This window comes from Paractinoplanes lichenicola (genome assembly GCF_016785085.1).
Classification (GTDB): Bacteria; Actinomycetota; Actinomycetes; order Mycobacteriales; family Micromonosporaceae; genus Actinoplanes; species Actinoplanes lichenicola.
The window spans coordinates 171,313-187,154 of sequence record NZ_JAENHO010000008.1 but is presented as its reverse complement, the minus strand read 5'-3'; the positions used below and the strand labels follow the sequence as shown (position 1 = coordinate 187,154).

General features: G+C 72.4%; 17 protein-coding genes. 8 read left to right on the top strand and 9 right to left on the bottom strand.

The genetic code is table 11. The annotated features are described in order from the left end of the window. The first annotated feature begins 16 nt into the window (after positions 1–16). From JKJ07_RS27960 to JKJ07_RS27945, 4 genes are read left to right on the top strand one after another with little or no spacing between them, the layout of a single operon-like run. Positions 17–397 (top strand): YbaB/EbfC family nucleoid-associated protein, encoded by a 381-nt coding sequence (locus JKJ07_RS27960; RefSeq protein WP_202994786.1) that lies wholly within the window; start codon positions 17–19, stop codon positions 395–397. Next, positions 387–704 (top strand): type VII secretion target, encoded by a 318-nt coding sequence (locus JKJ07_RS27955; RefSeq protein ID WP_202994785.1) that lies wholly within the window; start codon positions 387–389, stop codon positions 702–704. The genes JKJ07_RS27960 and JKJ07_RS27955 overlap by 11 nt, the downstream gene beginning before the upstream one ends. After that, complete coding sequence (locus tag JKJ07_RS27950) at positions 701–1,942, top strand: WXG100 family type VII secretion target (RefSeq protein WP_202994784.1); 1,242 nt, start codon at positions 701–703, stop codon at positions 1,940–1,942. The genes JKJ07_RS27955 and JKJ07_RS27950 overlap by 4 nt, the downstream gene beginning before the upstream one ends. Beyond that, the gene (locus JKJ07_RS27945; protein ID WP_202994783.1) at positions 1,939–2,319 is read left to right on the top strand and encodes a hypothetical protein; all 381 of its coding nucleotides are present in this window, start codon (positions 1,939–1,941) and stop codon (positions 2,317–2,319) included. The genes JKJ07_RS27950 and JKJ07_RS27945 overlap by 4 nt, the downstream gene beginning before the upstream one ends. Here JKJ07_RS27945 and ku read toward each other — a convergent pair whose 3' ends face one another. Genes ku through JKJ07_RS27905 form a run of 8 tightly spaced genes read right to left on the bottom strand, consistent with a single transcriptional unit; the run spans position 2,320 to position 8,574 of the window. Continuing rightward, the gene (ku, locus tag JKJ07_RS27940; protein ID WP_202994782.1) at positions 2,320–3,261 is read right to left on the bottom strand and encodes a non-homologous end joining protein Ku; all 942 of its coding nucleotides are present in this window, start codon (positions 3,259–3,261) and stop codon (positions 2,320–2,322) included. It lies immediately after the preceding gene. 32 nt (positions 3,262–3,293) lie between these two features. Further along, entirely contained in the window at positions 3,294–4,298 is a 1,005-nt protein-coding gene (locus JKJ07_RS27935; protein WP_202994781.1) for a sensor histidine kinase, read from the bottom strand. Then, positions 4,291–4,986 carry a response regulator transcription factor gene (locus JKJ07_RS27930; RefSeq protein WP_202995138.1) on the bottom strand — a complete coding sequence of 232 codons (696 nt, stop codon included), beginning with the start codon at positions 4,984–4,986 and terminating at the stop codon, positions 4,291–4,293. The genes JKJ07_RS27935 and JKJ07_RS27930 overlap by 8 nt, the downstream gene beginning before the upstream one ends. A 10-nt stretch (positions 4,987–4,996) precedes the next feature. After that, on the bottom strand, positions 4,997–5,353 hold the full coding sequence (locus JKJ07_RS27925; RefSeq protein ID WP_202994780.1) for a hypothetical protein: 357 nt from the start codon (positions 5,351–5,353) through the stop codon (positions 4,997–4,999). Then, a complete protein-coding gene (locus JKJ07_RS27920) occupies positions 5,350–6,519 on the bottom strand; it encodes a molybdopterin-dependent oxidoreductase (protein ID WP_307834441.1) in 1,170 nt (389 codons plus the stop codon). Before JKJ07_RS27920 ends, JKJ07_RS27925 begins: the two co-directional genes overlap by 4 nt. Next, complete coding sequence (locus JKJ07_RS27915) at positions 6,516–7,298, bottom strand: methyltransferase domain-containing protein (RefSeq protein ID WP_307834440.1); 783 nt, start codon at positions 7,296–7,298, stop codon at positions 6,516–6,518. The genes JKJ07_RS27920 and JKJ07_RS27915 overlap by 4 nt, the downstream gene beginning before the upstream one ends. Then, positions 7,295–7,918 (bottom strand): TIGR04282 family arsenosugar biosynthesis glycosyltransferase, encoded by a 624-nt coding sequence (locus JKJ07_RS27910; RefSeq protein ID WP_202994778.1) that lies wholly within the window; start codon positions 7,916–7,918, stop codon positions 7,295–7,297. The genes JKJ07_RS27915 and JKJ07_RS27910 overlap by 4 nt, the downstream gene beginning before the upstream one ends. Continuing rightward, complete coding sequence (locus JKJ07_RS27905; protein WP_202994777.1) at positions 7,915–8,574, bottom strand: glycosyltransferase family 2 protein; 660 nt, start codon at positions 8,572–8,574, stop codon at positions 7,915–7,917. Before JKJ07_RS27905 ends, JKJ07_RS27910 begins: the two co-directional genes overlap by 4 nt. A 132-nt stretch (positions 8,575–8,706) precedes the next feature. On the opposite strand from JKJ07_RS27905, the gene JKJ07_RS27900 reads away from it, so the two are divergent. The 3 genes from JKJ07_RS27900 (at position 8,707) to JKJ07_RS27890 (ending at position 12,879) form a co-directional block, all read left to right on the top strand. Continuing rightward, positions 8,707–9,723: an NAD-dependent epimerase/dehydratase family protein gene (locus JKJ07_RS27900; protein WP_307834439.1), complete on the top strand. Its 1,017-nt coding sequence runs from the start codon at positions 8,707–8,709 to the stop codon at positions 9,721–9,723. Then, positions 9,702–10,997: a hypothetical protein gene (locus JKJ07_RS27895; protein ID WP_202994776.1), complete on the top strand. Its 1,296-nt coding sequence runs from the start codon at positions 9,702–9,704 to the stop codon at positions 10,995–10,997. The genes JKJ07_RS27900 and JKJ07_RS27895 overlap by 22 nt, the downstream gene beginning before the upstream one ends. A 70-nt stretch (positions 10,998–11,067) precedes the next feature. After that, positions 11,068–12,879: a sensor histidine kinase gene (locus JKJ07_RS27890; RefSeq protein WP_202994775.1), complete on the top strand. Its 1,812-nt coding sequence runs from the start codon at positions 11,068–11,070 to the stop codon at positions 12,877–12,879. A 175-nt stretch (positions 12,880–13,054) separates the two neighbouring features. Here the strand turns inward: JKJ07_RS27890 and JKJ07_RS27885 are convergent, their stop codons facing one another. Then, the gene (locus JKJ07_RS27885) at positions 13,055–14,971 is read right to left on the bottom strand and encodes a cellulase family glycosylhydrolase (RefSeq protein WP_202994774.1); all 1,917 of its coding nucleotides are present in this window, start codon (positions 14,969–14,971) and stop codon (positions 13,055–13,057) included. Positions 14,972–15,352: 381 nt separating this feature from the next. On the opposite strand from JKJ07_RS27885, the gene JKJ07_RS27880 reads away from it, so the two are divergent. Next, the gene (locus JKJ07_RS27880) at positions 15,353–15,832 is read left to right on the top strand and encodes a hypothetical protein (protein ID WP_202994773.1); all 480 of its coding nucleotides are present in this window, start codon (positions 15,353–15,355) and stop codon (positions 15,830–15,832) included. Positions 15,833–15,842: the final 10 nt, after the last annotated feature.

Here is a 15,842-nt window from a genome sequence, read left to right as displayed (position 1 = left end):
ATGGAGCGGGGGCGGGATGTCGGACGACGCTGAGGGGTGGGTCCGGTCGTGGTCGGCTTCGGTTTCGGAGCAGGCGGCCGCGGCGCAGTCGATGGCTGATCAGGTCAGCCGGCTGGAGTCGACGGCCAGCGACCGGGAGCGGCTCGTGCGGGTCACGGTGGACGGGTCGGGTTGTGTGACCGGGCTGGAGCTGGAGCCGGAGGCGCGGCGGTACGACATGGATCGGCTGGCGGCCGAGATCCTGCGGACCATGCGGCTGGCCCAGGCGCGGCTCACCGAGCAGGTCGCGGCGATCGCCGAGCGGACGGTCGGGGTCGACACTCCGACGGGCCGGGCGGTCGTGTCGGGCTTCGAGAGCCGGTTCCCCGTACGGGGTGAGGACGACGATGGGCGCTGAGTCGGGGTTCGAGGTTCAGGGCGATGCGATCATGCGGCACGCGTCCACGGTCAACGACGTGGCCGATCAGGTGGCGCAGGGGCGCTCGGCGGCCTCGTCGGTGGTGATCGGGCGGGACGCCTACGGGTTCTTGTGCCAGCTGATTCCGTCGCTGCTCGACCCCTTGCAGGACGCGACCGTGAACGCCCTGCAGGAAGCGACCGACTCGCTGCAGCGGGCGAGTGACGACCTGCGCGCCACCGCCCGGGAGTACGCCGCGTCCGACGAGCGGACCGCCGGGGCGTTCCGGAACGGGTCGGGCCCGTGAGCGACGTGGCCAACCCGCTGATCGCGGAGCGGGAGGACAGCACCCGCTGGTTCAGCGGCATCTTCCTGGCCGAGGACATCGACTCGCTGATGGCGTCCTTCAACGGCGGCGGCTGGATCGACCCGGCCATCGGGGGCATCGCGGCCGGGCTCGACGCGCTGGCCTTCGTGACCGATCCGCTGGGGCAGCTCGTCTCGTGGGGTGTCGGCTGGCTGATCGAGCACGTCAAGCCGCTCTCCGACGCACTCGACGCGCTGGCCGGGGACCCCGATCAGATCAACGCGTACGCCCAGACCTGGAACAACGTGTCGGGCGCGATGAACAACGCGGGGACGACGCTGCACGACGGGGCCGTGCAGCAGATCGCCACGTGGACGGGAGTCGCCGCCAGGTCGTACCGGCATGTCGTGGGCGAACACGAAGCGGCCCTGCAAGCGCTGGGCAAGGCGACGGCGGCGCTCGGGCAGCTGACCGCGGGGGCCGGGATGCTCGTAGCCACCGTACGGATGATGGTCCGTGATCTGATCGCCGATTTCGTGTCGGTGCTCGCCGTACGCCTGTGGGAGTGGCTGGCCGAGGCGGGCCTGACGCTGGGGCTCGGCACCCCGTGGGTGATCGCGCAGGTCAGCACGCTCGTCGGGAAGTGGGCCGGGCGGATCGCCAAGCTGCTCGACGGCCTGGTCGGCAGCCTGCGAAGGCTCACGCCGATGATGCGCACCCTCGAGAAGACGATCGACGAGATCAAGGCCGTGCTGCGCCGGCTGGGCCGGGGCGCCGACACGCCGGGCGGCACGCCGGCCCGCGACACTCACCTGTTCCACGCCGAGGCCGACCCGTTGCGCCGGCACGGACCCGCCCGCGAGACCCACCCGGCCGAGTGGGAGGCGGCGATGCGCGAGGCGGAGGAGGCGGGTGTCGAGGTCATCGTGCGCGACGGCGCGATGGCGTACGGGCCCGCGCCCCCGGCCGGCAACCCGGGGCAGATGATCCTGGACCCGGACGCCTCCTACGGCGCCCTCCTGCACGAGATGTCACACTTGCGCGACGACCGCGCGGCCGGCTGGGAGGGCATGGCCGGGGCGATGGGCGACCCGCGGGCCCGGTACGAGAACGAGGCGCGCGCCTACCAGCAAGAGATCGACTACGCCCGGTCGATCGGGGACCAGGAATCGGTCGACCGGCTGCACCAGCTGCTGCGGCAGGAGTACGAGTACATCTTCGGAGAGGCACCACCATGACGATTCCGCCGCCGCCGGCGCTTCCGCCCGAGCCCCCCGTACGGGATATGACCGTGGGCGAGCTGCGGTCGCTCGTGGAGCGGCGCGACGTCTATCGGGCCAAGGCGGTGTTCGAGCTGGCCGCGCGCGCGGCGGCGGACAGCGGGGCGGCCAGCACGCTCGGCACCCTGAGCCGGTCGCCGATCCTGCGCAACGACCGACTGCACGGGTACGTGTCGCTGGCGTGGGCGGCGATCACCGGGTTGCTTGCCGCCGAGACGCCGCATGCGCGGGAGACGGCGTACGCGGCGTTCGCGGATCTTCCGCCGGGGGATCGCGAGCAGTTCCTGACCTATCTCAAGGCCGAGACGATCGAGGACGCGCACCCGCGACTCTGATCAGGCTGCCTTGCGGACGGCCTTCTCCAGCTCGGGGCGCGACATCGACGAGCGGCCGGGGACGTCGAGCTTGCGGGCCAGCTTGAGGAGCTCGGCCTTCGACATCTCAGAGACGTCGGGCTTCTTCTTTTTGGAAGTAGAGGTGGGCGCGGAGGCGCGCCGTTTCGAGGCTGCCTCCACGCTCTTGCGCAGAATCTCGAACAGGTCGGACGCCGCCGTCGGGTCCGGGGCGGGCTCGGCGGTCTTGACCTTCTTGCCCTTCGACTTGGCCTTGACGAGGTCCTTGACCCGATCCGTGTACGAATCCCGGTAGTCGGCGGGCTTCCACGGCCCCGACATCGAGTCGATCAGCTGCTGGGCCATGTGCATCTCGGCCGGCTTGGCCTTGTTGCGCTGGGGCAGCGAGTCGATCTGCTCGTCGGGGTCGCGCACCTCGTCGGCGAAATACATGGTTTGCAGGACGAGCAGTTTCTTCTCGGCGCGGATGGCCGTCAGATACTCCTTGCCCCGCATCACCAGCGTGCCCACCGCGGCCCGGCCCGTGTCGGCCATGGCGTCGCGCAGCAGGCCATAGACTTTGGCCGTCTCGTCGCTGCCCGGCCCGAGCCAGTACGTCTTCTGGTAGTACAGCGGGTCGATCTCGGCCAGCTCGACGAACCGGTGGATGTCGAGGCTCTTGGACCGGCCGGGCGCCACCGAGTCGAGCTCGTCCTGCTCGAGCATCACGTAGTCGCCGTCGCCGACCTCGGCGCCCTTGACGATGTTGTCGTAGTCGACCTCTTTGCCGGTGCGCTCGTTGACGCGGCGATACCGGATGCGGTCGGACGTGCCCTTCTCGAACTGGTGGAAGCCGACCTCGTGGTCGTGGGTGGCCGAATACATCGCCACGGGCACCGAGACGAGGCCGAAAGTGATCGCTCCGGTCCAGATGGGTCGCGCCATGCAGCACAAATACCCCGGGCCGGCGGTTCCAATCAGGCCGGCAGCCGCACCTCGAAGCGGCAGCCGCCGGTGACGTTGCTGGCGCCGACCCGGCCGCCGTGCGCCTCGACCAGGCCGCGCACGATCGCCAGGCCGAGCCCGCCCCCGCCGGCGCCCTCGGGCGTACGGGCGCGGCTGCCGCGGAAGGCGACGTCGAACACGCGGGGCAGGTCGTCCTCGGGGATGCCGCCGCAGCTGTCGGAGACGGCCAGCCACACCTCGCGCTGGTCGCGGCCCGCGTCGATGTGGATCACGCCGTGCGGCGGGGTGTAGCGCACCGAGTTGGTCAGCAGGTTGTTGAGGATGCGGTTGAGCTCGGGGGCGCCCGCCGTGACCACGGGCCAGCCGTGCCGGGCGGCCACCACGCGGATGCCGCGGCTGCCGGCCAGGGGTGTCACCGCGGCCACGGCGTCGGAGACGATGTCGGCCAGCGACAGGTCGGCCGGGTCGAGCCGCAGCGCCCCGGCGTGGATGCGGGACAGCTCGAACAGGTCGTCGACCAGGCCGCTCATCCGGTCGGTCTCGACCCGGATCCGGCGGTGATATTCGGCCACCGAGGCAGGATCGGCCACCACCCCGTCCTGCAGCGCCTCGGTCATCGCGCGCAGGCCGGCGAGCGGGGTGCGCAGGTCGTGCGACACCCAGGCGACCAGGTCGCGGCGCCCGGCTTCGAGGCGGCGCTCCCGTTCGCGGGCCTGGGCCGCCCACACCGCCGCGGCGGCCAGGCGGCGGCCGAAGACGACGCCGAGCGCGAGGCTGACCGCGGCCGACGTGCCGACCGTGATCAGCACAACCTGCAGGTCGTGACCGGAAAGGAACATCGCCTGGGCGACGGTGGCGACCCCGGCGACGACGGCGGCGACGGTGATGGCGAGCAGCGCGCTCACGTGCACGGTGATCGACCGCCCGCGCAGCAGCCGCAGCACGCCCGCGCCGAGCAGCCCGACCACCGCGCCCGCGAGCAGGGCGTACAGGCCGATCAGCAGGATGTCACGCATGGCCGGCCGGCTCGTAGCGGTAGCCGACGCCCCACACGGTGAGCAGCCGCGCCGGGGTGCCCGGGTCGGTCTCGATCTTCTCCCGCAGCCGCCGCACGTGCACGGTGACTGTCGACTGGTCGCCGAACTGCCAGCCCCACACCCGATCGAGCAGGTCGGCCCGCGACCACGCGCGCGCCGGGTGCCGCATCAGGAACTCCAGCAGATCGAATTCCCGTACGGTCAAGGCCAGCGCCCGGCCGTTCAACTCCGCCGTACGCCGTCCCGTGTCCGCGACCAGCTCACCGTCGCGCAGCAGGCCCCCGCCGGGCTCGACCGCCGGGGTGGTGCGGCGCAGCACCGACCGCACCCGCAGGGCCAGCTCGCGCGGGCTGAACGGCTTGGTCACGTAGTCGTCGGCGCCCACCTCGAGGCCAAGCACGCGGTCGCTCTCCTCGCCCAGCGCGGTCAGCATGATCACCGGGAGGCCGGGTTGCCCGGCCCGCAGGCGGCGGCACACCTCGAGCCCGTTCAGCCCGCCCAGCATCAGGTCGAGCACGACCAGGTCGGGGCGTTCGGCGTCCACGGCGGCCAGCGCGGACAGCCCGTCGGCGGCCAGGCGCACGCGGCAGCCGTCCTGCTCGAGGTAGCGGCGCACGACGTCGCTCACGGTCGGGTCGTCGTCGACGACCAGCACCTGGTGGGTCACGTTGAGCAGGCTACCCACGCCGGGCACGGCCGGACCGTGCGCGCCATCTTTCGATTCCCTTACGGCCCGGGACGGCGACCACGGCGAGCGCCGTCAGGATCAGCAGCAGACCCCACCCGTACGAGGAATCGCCGGTCACGACGAGGGGCAGGCCCACGACGCTCGCCGACAGCCCGATGACGGCGCTTGCGCGCACCACCGGCCGCCGCCCGATCAGCGCGCCCGCGGCCAGCACGAGCGGCAGGAACACGGCGTCGTGCAGCACCAGCACCGCGATCAGAAACACGAGCACGCCGGGGTCGCCGAGAACCCCGATCAGCCCGTACGCCATGACGACCACCCCGGCCACGATCAGCGCGCGCCTCATCGGGCCCGCCGCACGTCGATCCGGGCGACCCACTTGGTCTGCTGCACGCCGGGCCGGTTGGGCGCGATCAGCCGGGCCGGGAACCCGTGGTCCAGGGCGAGCGGCTCGCCGCCCAGCCGCAGCGCGAGCAGCGTCAGGTCGTCGTGCAGGTGCGCGCCCGCCACGATCGACGTGCGATAGCGGCCGCCCGCCTGCAGCGACTCGACCTCGGCCTCGCAGCCGGTCAGGTCGGCGCCGAGGTGGGCCAGGAGATCGCGCAGCCGGGGGCCGGACCAGACGCCGGTCGAGCTCCACCCCTCCACGCAGGCGATCGGCAGGACGGCGGTGTGCTGCGGCAGCGCCTCGAGGTCGGCCCGGCTCAGCTCGACGGTCCGGCCGAAACCGGTGACGGTGAGCCGGTACGCGGGGTCGAGGGCAGCGTCGCGCACCCCGGCCGCGGCGGCCGTCCGGTTGACCGGCAACCCTTGCGGGCCGGTGCCGGGACGTCGGGGCGCGAGCACCGAGACGGCGGCCAGGGGACGTACGGTCTGGCCGATCGTGGCAATCGTGATCACGCCCGCGGCGGCGCCGATCGTGGCCAGGAACTGCCGGCGGCCGGGGCTGTCGGGAGTGGTGGACCGGAGCAGCGGAAGCTTGACGCCGACATGCACGAGCATCGCGCCGATGGCGAGCCAGGCGACCCAGTAGTGGCCGGTGGTGAAGAAGAACGGCATCGGGGTGTAGAGGCGGGCGACGTTGAGGACGCCGCTGACCACCTGGAACAGGGCCGCGGCGACCAATGCGGCGATCGCCGCGCGTTCGGCCGCGTGGGCGATCGAGCGTAGTGGCGGCCACTCGAACAGCCGGGGGTAGACCGACCAGAGCTTGGCGCCGAGCAGCGGAACTGTGGCCAGGCCGGTCGCTACGTGCAGGCCCTGGGTGACGCGGTAGAGGCCGGCCGGGCGGGACGGCCAGCTCAGCCAGCCGGGCGGGTGCTGCAGGAAGTGGCTGAACAGGCCGGTCAGGAAGCAGACCGCGAAGGTCAGGCCGAGCGCGAGGCCGAGCTGGGCGGTCAGGCGGGTCGACCGCAGCGGTGAAGTCGGCGGGCCGGTGCGTAAGGGGCCGCGGCGCAGTCGTTCCGGGGGTGGCGGGAGCGGCTGGTTGAGCCAGGTCAGCAGGCGGTTCACGCGTGGACCAGCGTTGCGAACCATCGGCCCGCCTCCGTCCAGGTCGTGCTCACGGCCAGGCGCGCGCGAGCTGCCCGCGGGGCCAGATCGTCGGCGGCCACCCAGGCCCAGCGCATCGGCGCACCCCGATCAACGCCACCGGCGTACGGGTCAGCCACGCCCCCGGCGTGCAGGGTCGCCACGCCCGACCAGCTTCCTGAGCCCGGCGGATCCAGCTCGGCGTGCAGCCGCCCGTGGGGTGCGAGCAGGTCGCGGCACCGTGCGAGCAGGGTCGCCGGGTCGCCGCCGATGCCGAGATTGCCGTCGGCCAGCAGCAGCGTCTCCCACCGGCCGTGCCCCGGCAGCGGCCCGAACACGTCGCGGCGCAACGCCACCGCTCCTCGCTCTCGGGCCAGCCGCACGGCGACGGCGCTGACGTCGATACCGAGTGCTGGTTGGCCGCGCCCCAGCAACGCTGCGGTGAGCCGGCCGGGGCCGCAGCCCACGTCGAGCGTCGCGCCCCGGCAGCGGTCGAGCAGGCCGTCGTCGCCCGGGACCCGGTCCGCGCACCACGCCCCGGGGTCGGCCCGGCGTTCGCGGCCGTCGGCCGTGCGAAGCACAAGCGGAGCATCCCGGCCAAGCGGCCCTTGGCTGGGCGGCGCCTGGCCGAGCGGCGGCCCGTTGAGCGGCGCCTGGTTGAGGGGCAGCCGGCTGAGCGCGGCCCGGTTGAGCGCGGCCCGGTTGAGCGCCCGCTCGTAAACATCGAGTGCGCAGTCGCAGAGCAACGCGGGCGCGGTCACCTCGCCCCTCCCCCGACGGCCCGAGCGAACTGGCTTCCCGAAGGGCACAGCGCAGCGACCGCGATCGCGTCGTGCACGGTGTCCACGTCGCGCAGCGAGGGCAGCAGCTCCGGCCGAACCCCGCGCACGTGCAGCGCGGCCAGCGTCCGCGCCCCGGTGTCGGCGGCCGACATCGGCACGTCCGGCAGCACCTCGGCGTCGGCCGGGTCGCTCAACCCCAGCGCCCACCACCCGCCGTCCGCCGCCGGCCCGAGCACGGCCCCCGCCCGCCCCATCGCTCCCGCCGCAGCCATCAACAACCCGGCCGTCACCTGCGGCGTATCCATCCCGACGAGCAACGCCGGCACCCCGGGTAGGGCCGCATCGCGAAACGCATTGGCCAGCCGCTCCCCCAGCCCCACCCCCCGCTGCGGCAGCACGGTCCACCCGTCCGGCGCCGGATGATCCCCGTCGAGCACCAGCGTGTGTCGTGCGGCCGGCACCTGGCGGACAGTGTCCAGGGTGTCGGCCAGGGCGGCCGCCGCGATCGCCGCCGCCTGCTCGGGCGTGCACGGCGGACACAGCCGGGTCTTGACCCGCCCCGGCACCGGCGCCTTGGCCATCACCAGCAGCTGGATCATCGGGCCAGCACCGCCCGCATGTCGTGGATCGCGCGCAGGGTCCCGCGTACGGTGCCGGTGACCTTGGACCGGGTGCCGGCCGCCCGCGGGTGATAGGGCACGTCGATCTCGCGGACCCGCCAGCCCGCCCGGGCCGCGCCCAGCAGCAGCTCGAGCGGGTAGCCGAAGCGCCGGTCGCGCAGGTCGAGGGCCAGCAGGTCGGCGCGGCGGGCGGCCCGGATCGGGGCGATGTCGTGCACGGGCAGCCCGGTGTCGCGGCGCACCCGGCGGGCCAGCACCGCGTTGCCGGCCCGGGCGTGCACCGGCCAGGCGCCCCGACCGGCGGGCCGGCGGCGGCCGCACACCAGGTCGGCCTGCCCCGTGCGTACCGGGTCGGCCAGCCGGGGCAGGTGCGCGGGGTCGAACGAGCCGTCGGCGTCCATCACGCACACCACGCCGTCGTCGGGGTCGGCCGCCAGCAGGCCCGCGTGCACCGCGGCGCCGTATCCGCGCTGCGGCACCTCGACGACGACCGCGCCCAGCCGGCGGGCCACCGCGGCCGACCCGTCGGTGGATCCGTTGTCCGCGAGCACCGCGCGGTAGCCGGCCGGCAGCCGGTCCAGCAGCCACGGCAGGGCCGCGGCCTCGTTCAGGCAGGGCAACACCACATCGGTCATGAGCCGACGTTATGGCTGGTCAGGGCGTCAGGATCTTACGAAGTGCGGACGTCGCGACCAGTCCTTACGAACCGCTGACGGATCGGCCCGAGCCGGTGCCGGGGACCGTCCGGCGGGCCTACGGTCACCGCCGTGACCCACATTCTCGTGACCGGCGGCGCCGGGTTCATCGGCTCGCATGTGACCGCCGCCCTGCTCGACAAGCACGACGTGACGGTGCTCGACAACGTCGACCGGCCCGGCCTGCCGCCGGCGGCGCCCCTGCGGCGGGCTGACGTGCGGGACCTGGCGGCGGTCCGCGACGCGCTGCGCGGGGTGGACGCGGTGGTGCACCAGGCGGCCCTGGTCGGCCTGGGCACCGGGCCGGGCGACCTGCCGGAGTACGTCGGCTGCAACGACCTGGGCACGGCGGTGCTGCTGACGGCGATGGCGGACGCCGGGATCACCCGGCTCGTGCTGGCCAGCTCGATGGTCGTCTACGGCGAGGGGGCGTACGAGTGTGACCGGCACGGCCCGGTGCGGCCCGCGCCGCGCGACCCGGCCGATCTGGCGGCGGGCCGGTTCGAGCCGGGCTGCCCGGTCTGCGGCGAGCCCTTGCGGCCCGGCACGGTCGGCGAGGACACGCCGGTCGACCCGCGCAACGTGTACGCGGCGACCAAGGTCGCGCAGGAGCATCTGGCCGCGGCCTGGGCCCGCGAGTGCGGCGCCTCGGTGGCCGCGCTGCGCTACCACAACGTCTACGGGCCGCGGATGCCGCGCGACACCCCGTACAGCGGGGTCGCCGCGATCTTCCGGTCGGCGCTGGAACGGCGGGAGGCGCCGCCCGTGTACGAGGACGGCCGCCAGCGGCGCGACTTTGTGCACGTCGACGATGTGGCGGCCGCGAACGTGGCCGCGCTGACGGCCGGGCCGGGCTTCCGGGCGTACAACATCGCCTCGGGCCGCCCCATCACGGTCGGCGCGATGGCCGCGGCGCTCGCGGACGCGTTCGACGGCCCGCAACCGGTGATCACCGGCCGGTTCCGGCTCGGCGACGTGCGGCACGTGGTGGCCTCGCCCGACCGGGCCGCCGCCGAACTCGGCTTCCGAGCCGCAGTGGATCCGGCCACGGGTCTGCGGGAGTTCGCATGCGCACCGCTACGGGCCTGAGGGGCGACCGCTGGGCCGCGGCCGCGACGGTCGGCCTGGTGGTCGCGGCGGCGGTGGTCGGCTGGGTCGCCCGGCCCGTGCACGCCTCCGCCGCACCCCTGTTCGGGCACGTCATGCCGCACGCCGGTCCGGGCACGATCCCGGCCGTGGCCATCGCGGCCGCGGTGATCCGGTGGGGCCCGGCCCTGGCCACGCGCCTGCCGTGGCGACGGCTCTTGCTGGTCGGCTGGACCGCCACGGCCGCCTGGACCTTCGCCCTCGCGCTGATCGACGGCTGGCAGCGGGGCGTGGCCGGCCGGTTGACGACGCCGTTCGAATACCTCAGCGAGGTCCCCGGCGTCACCGACATCCCGGCGCTGCTGCGCGGCTTCACCGGCCGCATCCTGGCCGGTCAGCCCGACGCGTGGACCACCCACGTGGCCGGGCACCCGCCGGGCGCGCTGCTGGTCTTCGTCGGCCTCGACCGGCTGGGCCTCTCCGGCGGCGGGTGGGCCGCGGTCGTCTGCGTGCTGGCCGGGTCCGGCGCGACGGTGGCGGTCGCCGTGACACTGCGCGCCCTCGGGGACGAGCCGGCCGCCCGCGCCGCAGTGCCGTTCCTGGTGTTGTTCCCGGGCGCGGTGTGGATCGGGGTGTCGGCCGACGGGCTGTTCGCCGGGTTCGCCGCGGGCTCGCTGGCCCTGCTGGCCGTCGGGCTGGCCCGGTCGTCGCGGGTGGCCGCCATGGCCGGGGGCGCCGGGCTCGCGGCGAGCGCCTATCTCTCGTACGGGCTGATTCTGCTCGCCCTGCCCGCGGCGGCGATCGTCGTGCGGCTGCGGAGCCGGGTGCGGCTGCTCGTCTGGGCCGGACTGGGGGCGCTGGTCGTCGTGACCGCGATGACGCTGCTCGGCTTCGCCTGGTGGGACGGCTACGAGCTGGTCAAACAGCGCTACTACCAGGGCCTGGCGAGCGACCGCCCCTACGCGTACTGGGTGTGGGCCAACCTGGCCGCGTTCGCCCTGTGCGCCGGACCGGCGGCCGCCGTGATGCTGCGCCGCGCCCCGGCCGTCGCCCGGCACTCCCCCGCCGCCCTGCTCGCCCTGGCCGCAACGGCTGCCATCGTCGCCGCCGACCTCTCCGGGCTGAGCAAGGCCGAGGTGGAACGGATCTGGCTGCCGTTCGCCGTCTGGCTGCCCGCCACCGCCTGCCTGCTCCCCGCCGCAAACACCCGCGGGTGGCTCTGCGCGCAGGCTCTCACGGCACTGCTCGTCAATCATCTGGTGCTGACCGGCTGGTGAAGTCTGACAATCGGCTGACCGCCCCGGCGAACCCGCACAAGAGGGGTTCATCGGGCGTATTTTCGCAGAGGTGACCCCGAGCACCGATCAAAGAACCCGGCCCGCCGGGTTCCGCCGGTCGCTGCTGGTGCTCGTTCTGGTCGCCCTGGTCGGGCTGGGCGGGACCACCCTGGCCGCGCTCGCGTTACGCAACGCCGAGCAGGACCGCACCACCCGGGCCGTCGCCCAGCGCACCACGATCATCTCGCAGGCCATCTCGGCCGAGGTCAGCCGGTATTCGGCCTCGCTGCTCGACCTGGCCGCCTCGGTCGGGGCCCAGTCGTCGCTGGAGGCGGCCGAGTTCACCGCCATCACCGCCGCCGTCGACCGGCGCCGATTCCCCGGCGGCACCGGGCTCTCACTGGTCGTGCCCACCACCGGCGACGGGATCGCGGCGCTGCAGACCCGCTGGCGGCAACTCGGGGCGACCAACCTGACCCTGCGCCCCAACGGCGGCGGGCTGCACCGGTTCTCCGTGCTCAACAAGCCGCTCGACGGCTCCGGGTCGATCGCCGGGCTCGACCTGTCCGCCTCGGTGCAGGTGGTCGAGGCGATGAACGCCGCCCAGGCCGGGCATCGGGTGACCGTCAGCCGCGCGTACCGGCTGCTCAAGGACTCCGACCTGAGCCCCGAGCGCCGCCAGTTGTCATTCGTCTTCGTCGCCCCGATCTACGCGACCTCGCCCGGCGCGACCGACAACGGCCGATTCCGCGGCTGGCTTACCCTCGGCGTGCGCGGCTACGACTTCCTGAGCGAAGTGGTGGCCGGCTCCGCGGGTGACCGGGTCGCCGTCACCCTGCTCGACAACGAATCCGGCGACCCGCTGCCGATGGCCTCCTGGACGCCGGACGTGGCGGTGGACCGCAACGTCGAGCCGCGCGAGGTGCCGGTCAGCGTCGCCCAGCGCACTTGGACGCTGCGTGTCGAACCCACCCGGCGGCTGCTCACCGACAGCGTCCAAAGCTTCGACGAGGTGGCCTGGCTGATCGGCTTGGTGCTGACGGCCCTGCTCGTCGCGCTCACCGGCACCATCGCCACCTCCCGCAACCGGGCCCTGCGCCGGGTCGAGGAGGCCACCGCGGCGCTGCGCACCGACATCGCCCGCCGCGAGGAGGTCGAACACCGGCTGCGGCAGCGCGAGACCGAACTGGTCGGCTTTGCCGGGGTGGTCGCGCACGACCTGCGCAGCCCGCTCGCCCGGATCATGGGCTACGCCGACTTCCTGCAGGAGGAGGCGTACGACCGGCTCGACGACATGCAACGCGACTTCCTCGCGCGGCTGCGCAAGGGCGCCAACCACATGCGCGTGCTGATCGACGATTTGCTCGACTACGCCACCGCCGAGAACCGGACCATGGCCAATGTGCCGGTCGACCTGCACCGCCTGGCCGAGGAGATCACCCGCGAACGCTCCGGCGACCGGACGGCCGACGTCGTGGTGGGTGAGCTGCCGACCATTTACGGCGACCCGACATTGCTGCGGCAGGTGCTCGACAATCTGATCGGCAACGCCATCAAATACACGCCGGCCGATCGTGAGCCGCGCATTCGGATCGGCTGCCGGGCGGTTTCCGAGGGACGGTGGCGCTGCGAAGTGAGCGACAACGGGATCGGCATTCCGGAGCAGGATCGGGGGGCGGTTTTCGACGCCTTCACCCGGGTCGGCGGCAGCGAGAACTTCCCGGGCACGGGGCTGGGGCTGGCTATCGTGCACCGCATCATCGAGCGGCACGACGGCCGGGTCGGGGTGGACGAGAACCCCGAAGGCGGAAGCGTCTTCTGGTTCACCGTCCCGGAAAGGCTTCCGATGAGAAATCTAGAAACGCAGAAGCAGATGTCCTAGCGGGGTCCTGCAAATTCAAATGCCTATGTCCTGCCTGGGTGGTGGGTGCGGACCGTCGCTCCCGCGGGGACCCGGGCGGGATTCGCTGGCCGCTGGCGCGTCCAGAACGCGAAACCCACCCGGGCGACCTGAGTGAGTGGTTGCGCCCCTAAAACCGAGCGGGGGCGCCACTCTTTCAGCTCAACGAGCAGGTGATTGGGGCCGGAGTTGTCGCTGGGCCACTTCCGACGAAGCCGAACGTGGTGCTGGCGCCTGCGGCGAGGGTGCCGTTGTGGGCCGCGTTGGTGACTGTGACCGCCGGGGTGGTGAGGACGCCGTTCCAGAGGGACGCGATCGTGGTGCCGGACGGGTAGGTCCAGTTCACCGTCCAGCGCGTGCCCGCGGCGGTGCCGGTGTTGCGTACGGTGACCTCGGCCTGGAAACCGCCCGACCACGAGCTGGTCGTCTTGTAGGTGGCGGTGCAGCCCGCATCGGTGCCGCCGCCGCCCGCCGTGGTTGTCACCGAGCGTGCGGTCGAGGCCGCCGAGACGTTGCCGGCCGCGTCGCGGGCGCGGACGCTGAACGTGTACGCCGTCGACGGGGTCAGGCCCGTGACCGCGTACGAGGTGCCCGAGACGGTGGCGATGACGGTGCCGCCGCGGAGGACGTCGTACGAGGTCACGCCGACGTTGTCGGTCGACGCGGCCCAGCTCAGGGTGACGCCCGTGCCCGTCACCGCGGTGGCCGTGGGCTGGCCCGGCACGCTCGGAGCGGTCGTGTCGCCCGGACCGCCCCCGCTGCTGTAACGCTGGCCCAGGCTGATGCCGGTCGTGCTGCCCGCGCCACCCAGCGGCACCTCGTGGTCGAGGCTCACGAACTTGTTGTTGTACTGCCAGAGCGCGGGCTTGAGCAGCGCGTACTTCTGCTCGTCCCACGTCTTCCAGTCGTCCAGCAGCAGCCCGCCGGTGTCGCCCGAGTTGGGGTTGAGCACCCAGAACGTCTGGTGCAGCTTGTGCTCGACGATCAGGTCACGCAAAGCGGTCATCCACTTGTCCTGCCGGGCGTCCTGCCCGAGCCGGCCGCCCCACTCGCCGATCAGCAGCGGCGCGGTGCCGTTCTCGTGGATGTAGAACCAGTTGGGCCGCCACACGTCGTTGGTCAGCGTGGTCTTGTCGAAAGGCTTGTCGAACCACGGCTGGTTGAAGACGAGAGGTCCGTAGTCGTGCGGGCTGTAGACGAGCTGGTCCTGGTTCGCGCCCAGGTTGATCGGGTAGTCCTTGACGCCGCGCAGGTTGCCGCCCCACCAGTTGTAGTAGTAGTTCGGCGACAGGTCGGGATTGGTGTTGGGCGAGCTCCAGGTCTTGCCCTCGCGCGGGTAGACCTCCTGCCCCTCGACCAGGATCAGCACCTCGGGGTTGATCGCCAGGATGCGCCGGGCGGCCGTCTCCGCGGTGTTCTTCCAGTTGTCGACGTCGGTCGAGTTGTCCCACTTCGCGCGGGTGCTGTCGTTGGGCGTACCGTGCGGCTCGTTCTTCAGGTCGTACGCGACGAGCGTGTCGTTGGTCTTCCAGCGGGTGGCCGCCCATTCCCACGCCTGGTAGTACAGATCCGGCGTGATTGTGCCCTTGTACCAGACCGGATGAATGTGCCCGGAGTTGTCGGCTTCCGCCGAGTGCACGTCGAGCATGACCTTGATCCCGTACGTCTCGCACAGGCCCAGCCAGTACTCGAAGATCTGCAGGCTGTTCTTGCCCTCGAGCTCGGGATTCGCGTACGTGTTGACGTTGGGCGCGGTGGCCTGCCCGGCCTTCCACTCCAGCAGCAGCTGGGTCGAGATCGGCACCCGCACGATGTTGATGCCGCGGTCGGCCATCGACTTGGTGACCTGCGTGATGTTCGCCGACCAGAGCCCGTGGAAGACCCGCTCGGACGCGTTGAAGCCGAACCAGTTCACGCCGGTGAGCCAGACCGGGTTGCCCCCGGCGTCGACGATCTGATTCCCGGCGACGTGCAGCCAGTCACTCCCGGCCGCCGCTGCTTGTTGTCGCACGATCGGTTGCACGCTGCTGCCGGCTTTCTCCGCCGCGTTGCCGGCTCTCGCAGCGCCGGCCATCTCCGCTGCGTTGCCGGTTCTCACTGTCGCGCCGGCCACGCCGGGCAACGCCAGCGTAAGCCCGACCGCGACGGCCAGGCACTTGCTTGCTCTTTTGAGGAACACATGAACTCCCGGATCGAGGACGGGGATCGGGCCTTCAGCCGTACGGGGAACGGGTTTGCTGGGAGCGCTCCCATCGACAGTATTTAATGTGTTCGACATCAGAACAAGTCCCCCGGGGATCCAGGCATCGCCCTCGGCCTCGGCCTCCGACGAGTAAGTGAGTACTCACATCACAGGAGACGCGCCAACGTCATCGACAAACTTCACTTCGCGTCGTAAGGTGCAGGGTCGATGGGAGCGCTCCCAGTCATCCTCTCCCCCGGAGGTCCGATCCCCATGCGCACAACGCCCTCGAAGTCAGCCGGCCCCGTGCTCCTGGCCGGCGGCCTGCTGCTGCTCGCCTCGGCCTGCGGCACGGCAACGGGCTCCCCCGGCACCACGCCGCAGGCCGCCTCGGCCGCCCCGATCACCACCGCGCAGGCCGCGACCAAGTCGACGTGCGAGGCGCTCGGTCAGGCGTACGGGAAGAACATGGCGCCCTTCGCCGAGGCGCTGACCAAATACGTCGCCGACCGCAAGACCATCGCCGCCGCCCAGTCGTCGCTGGCCGCCTTCGCCACGGCCGTGCAGGAAGCCACCGCGACCAGCGAGGACGCGCAGGTCAAGGCGGACGGCAAACAGGCCGCCGACAAGATGCACGCCAAGTCGACCGACGCCACGTTCTTCGGCACCATCAAGACCAGCAAGGACGTCGACAAGACCCTCGGCCCCACGATGACCGAGTGGCTCTCCCCGGTCTCGCGGCACTGCAGCTGAGCGACGTAGG

Excerpts from the sequence above, each read along its gene's own strand:
- ku (WP_202994782.1), bottom strand. The coding sequence starts at position 3,261 with ATGGCGCGACCCATCTGGACCGGAGCGATCACTTTCGGCCTCGTCTCG.
- JKJ07_RS27895 (WP_202994776.1), top strand. The coding sequence starts at position 9,702 with ATGCGCACCGCTACGGGCCTGAGGGGCGACCGCTGGGCCGCGGCCGCG.
- JKJ07_RS27885 (WP_202994774.1), bottom strand. The coding sequence starts at position 14,971 with ATGGCCGGCGCTGCGAGAGCCGGCAACGCGGCGGAGAAAGCCGGCAGC.
- JKJ07_RS27945 (WP_202994783.1), top strand. The coding sequence starts at position 1,939 with ATGACGATTCCGCCGCCGCCGGCGCTTCCGCCCGAGCCCCCCGTACGG.
- JKJ07_RS27960 (WP_202994786.1), top strand. The coding sequence starts at position 17 with ATGTCGGACGACGCTGAGGGGTGGGTCCGGTCGTGGTCGGCTTCGGTT.
- JKJ07_RS27880 (WP_202994773.1), top strand. The coding sequence starts at position 15,353 with ATGCGCACAACGCCCTCGAAGTCAGCCGGCCCCGTGCTCCTGGCCGGC.
- JKJ07_RS27955 (WP_202994785.1), top strand. The coding sequence starts at position 387 with ATGGGCGCTGAGTCGGGGTTCGAGGTTCAGGGCGATGCGATCATGCGG.
- JKJ07_RS27925 (WP_202994780.1), bottom strand. The coding sequence starts at position 5,353 with ATGAGGCGCGCGCTGATCGTGGCCGGGGTGGTCGTCATGGCGTACGGG.
- JKJ07_RS27905 (WP_202994777.1), bottom strand. The coding sequence starts at position 8,574 with ATGACCGATGTGGTGTTGCCCTGCCTGAACGAGGCCGCGGCCCTGCCG.
- JKJ07_RS27935 (WP_202994781.1), bottom strand. The coding sequence starts at position 4,298 with ATGCGTGACATCCTGCTGATCGGCCTGTACGCCCTGCTCGCGGGCGCG.
- JKJ07_RS27910 (WP_202994778.1), bottom strand. The coding sequence starts at position 7,918 with ATGATCCAGCTGCTGGTGATGGCCAAGGCGCCGGTGCCGGGGCGGGTC.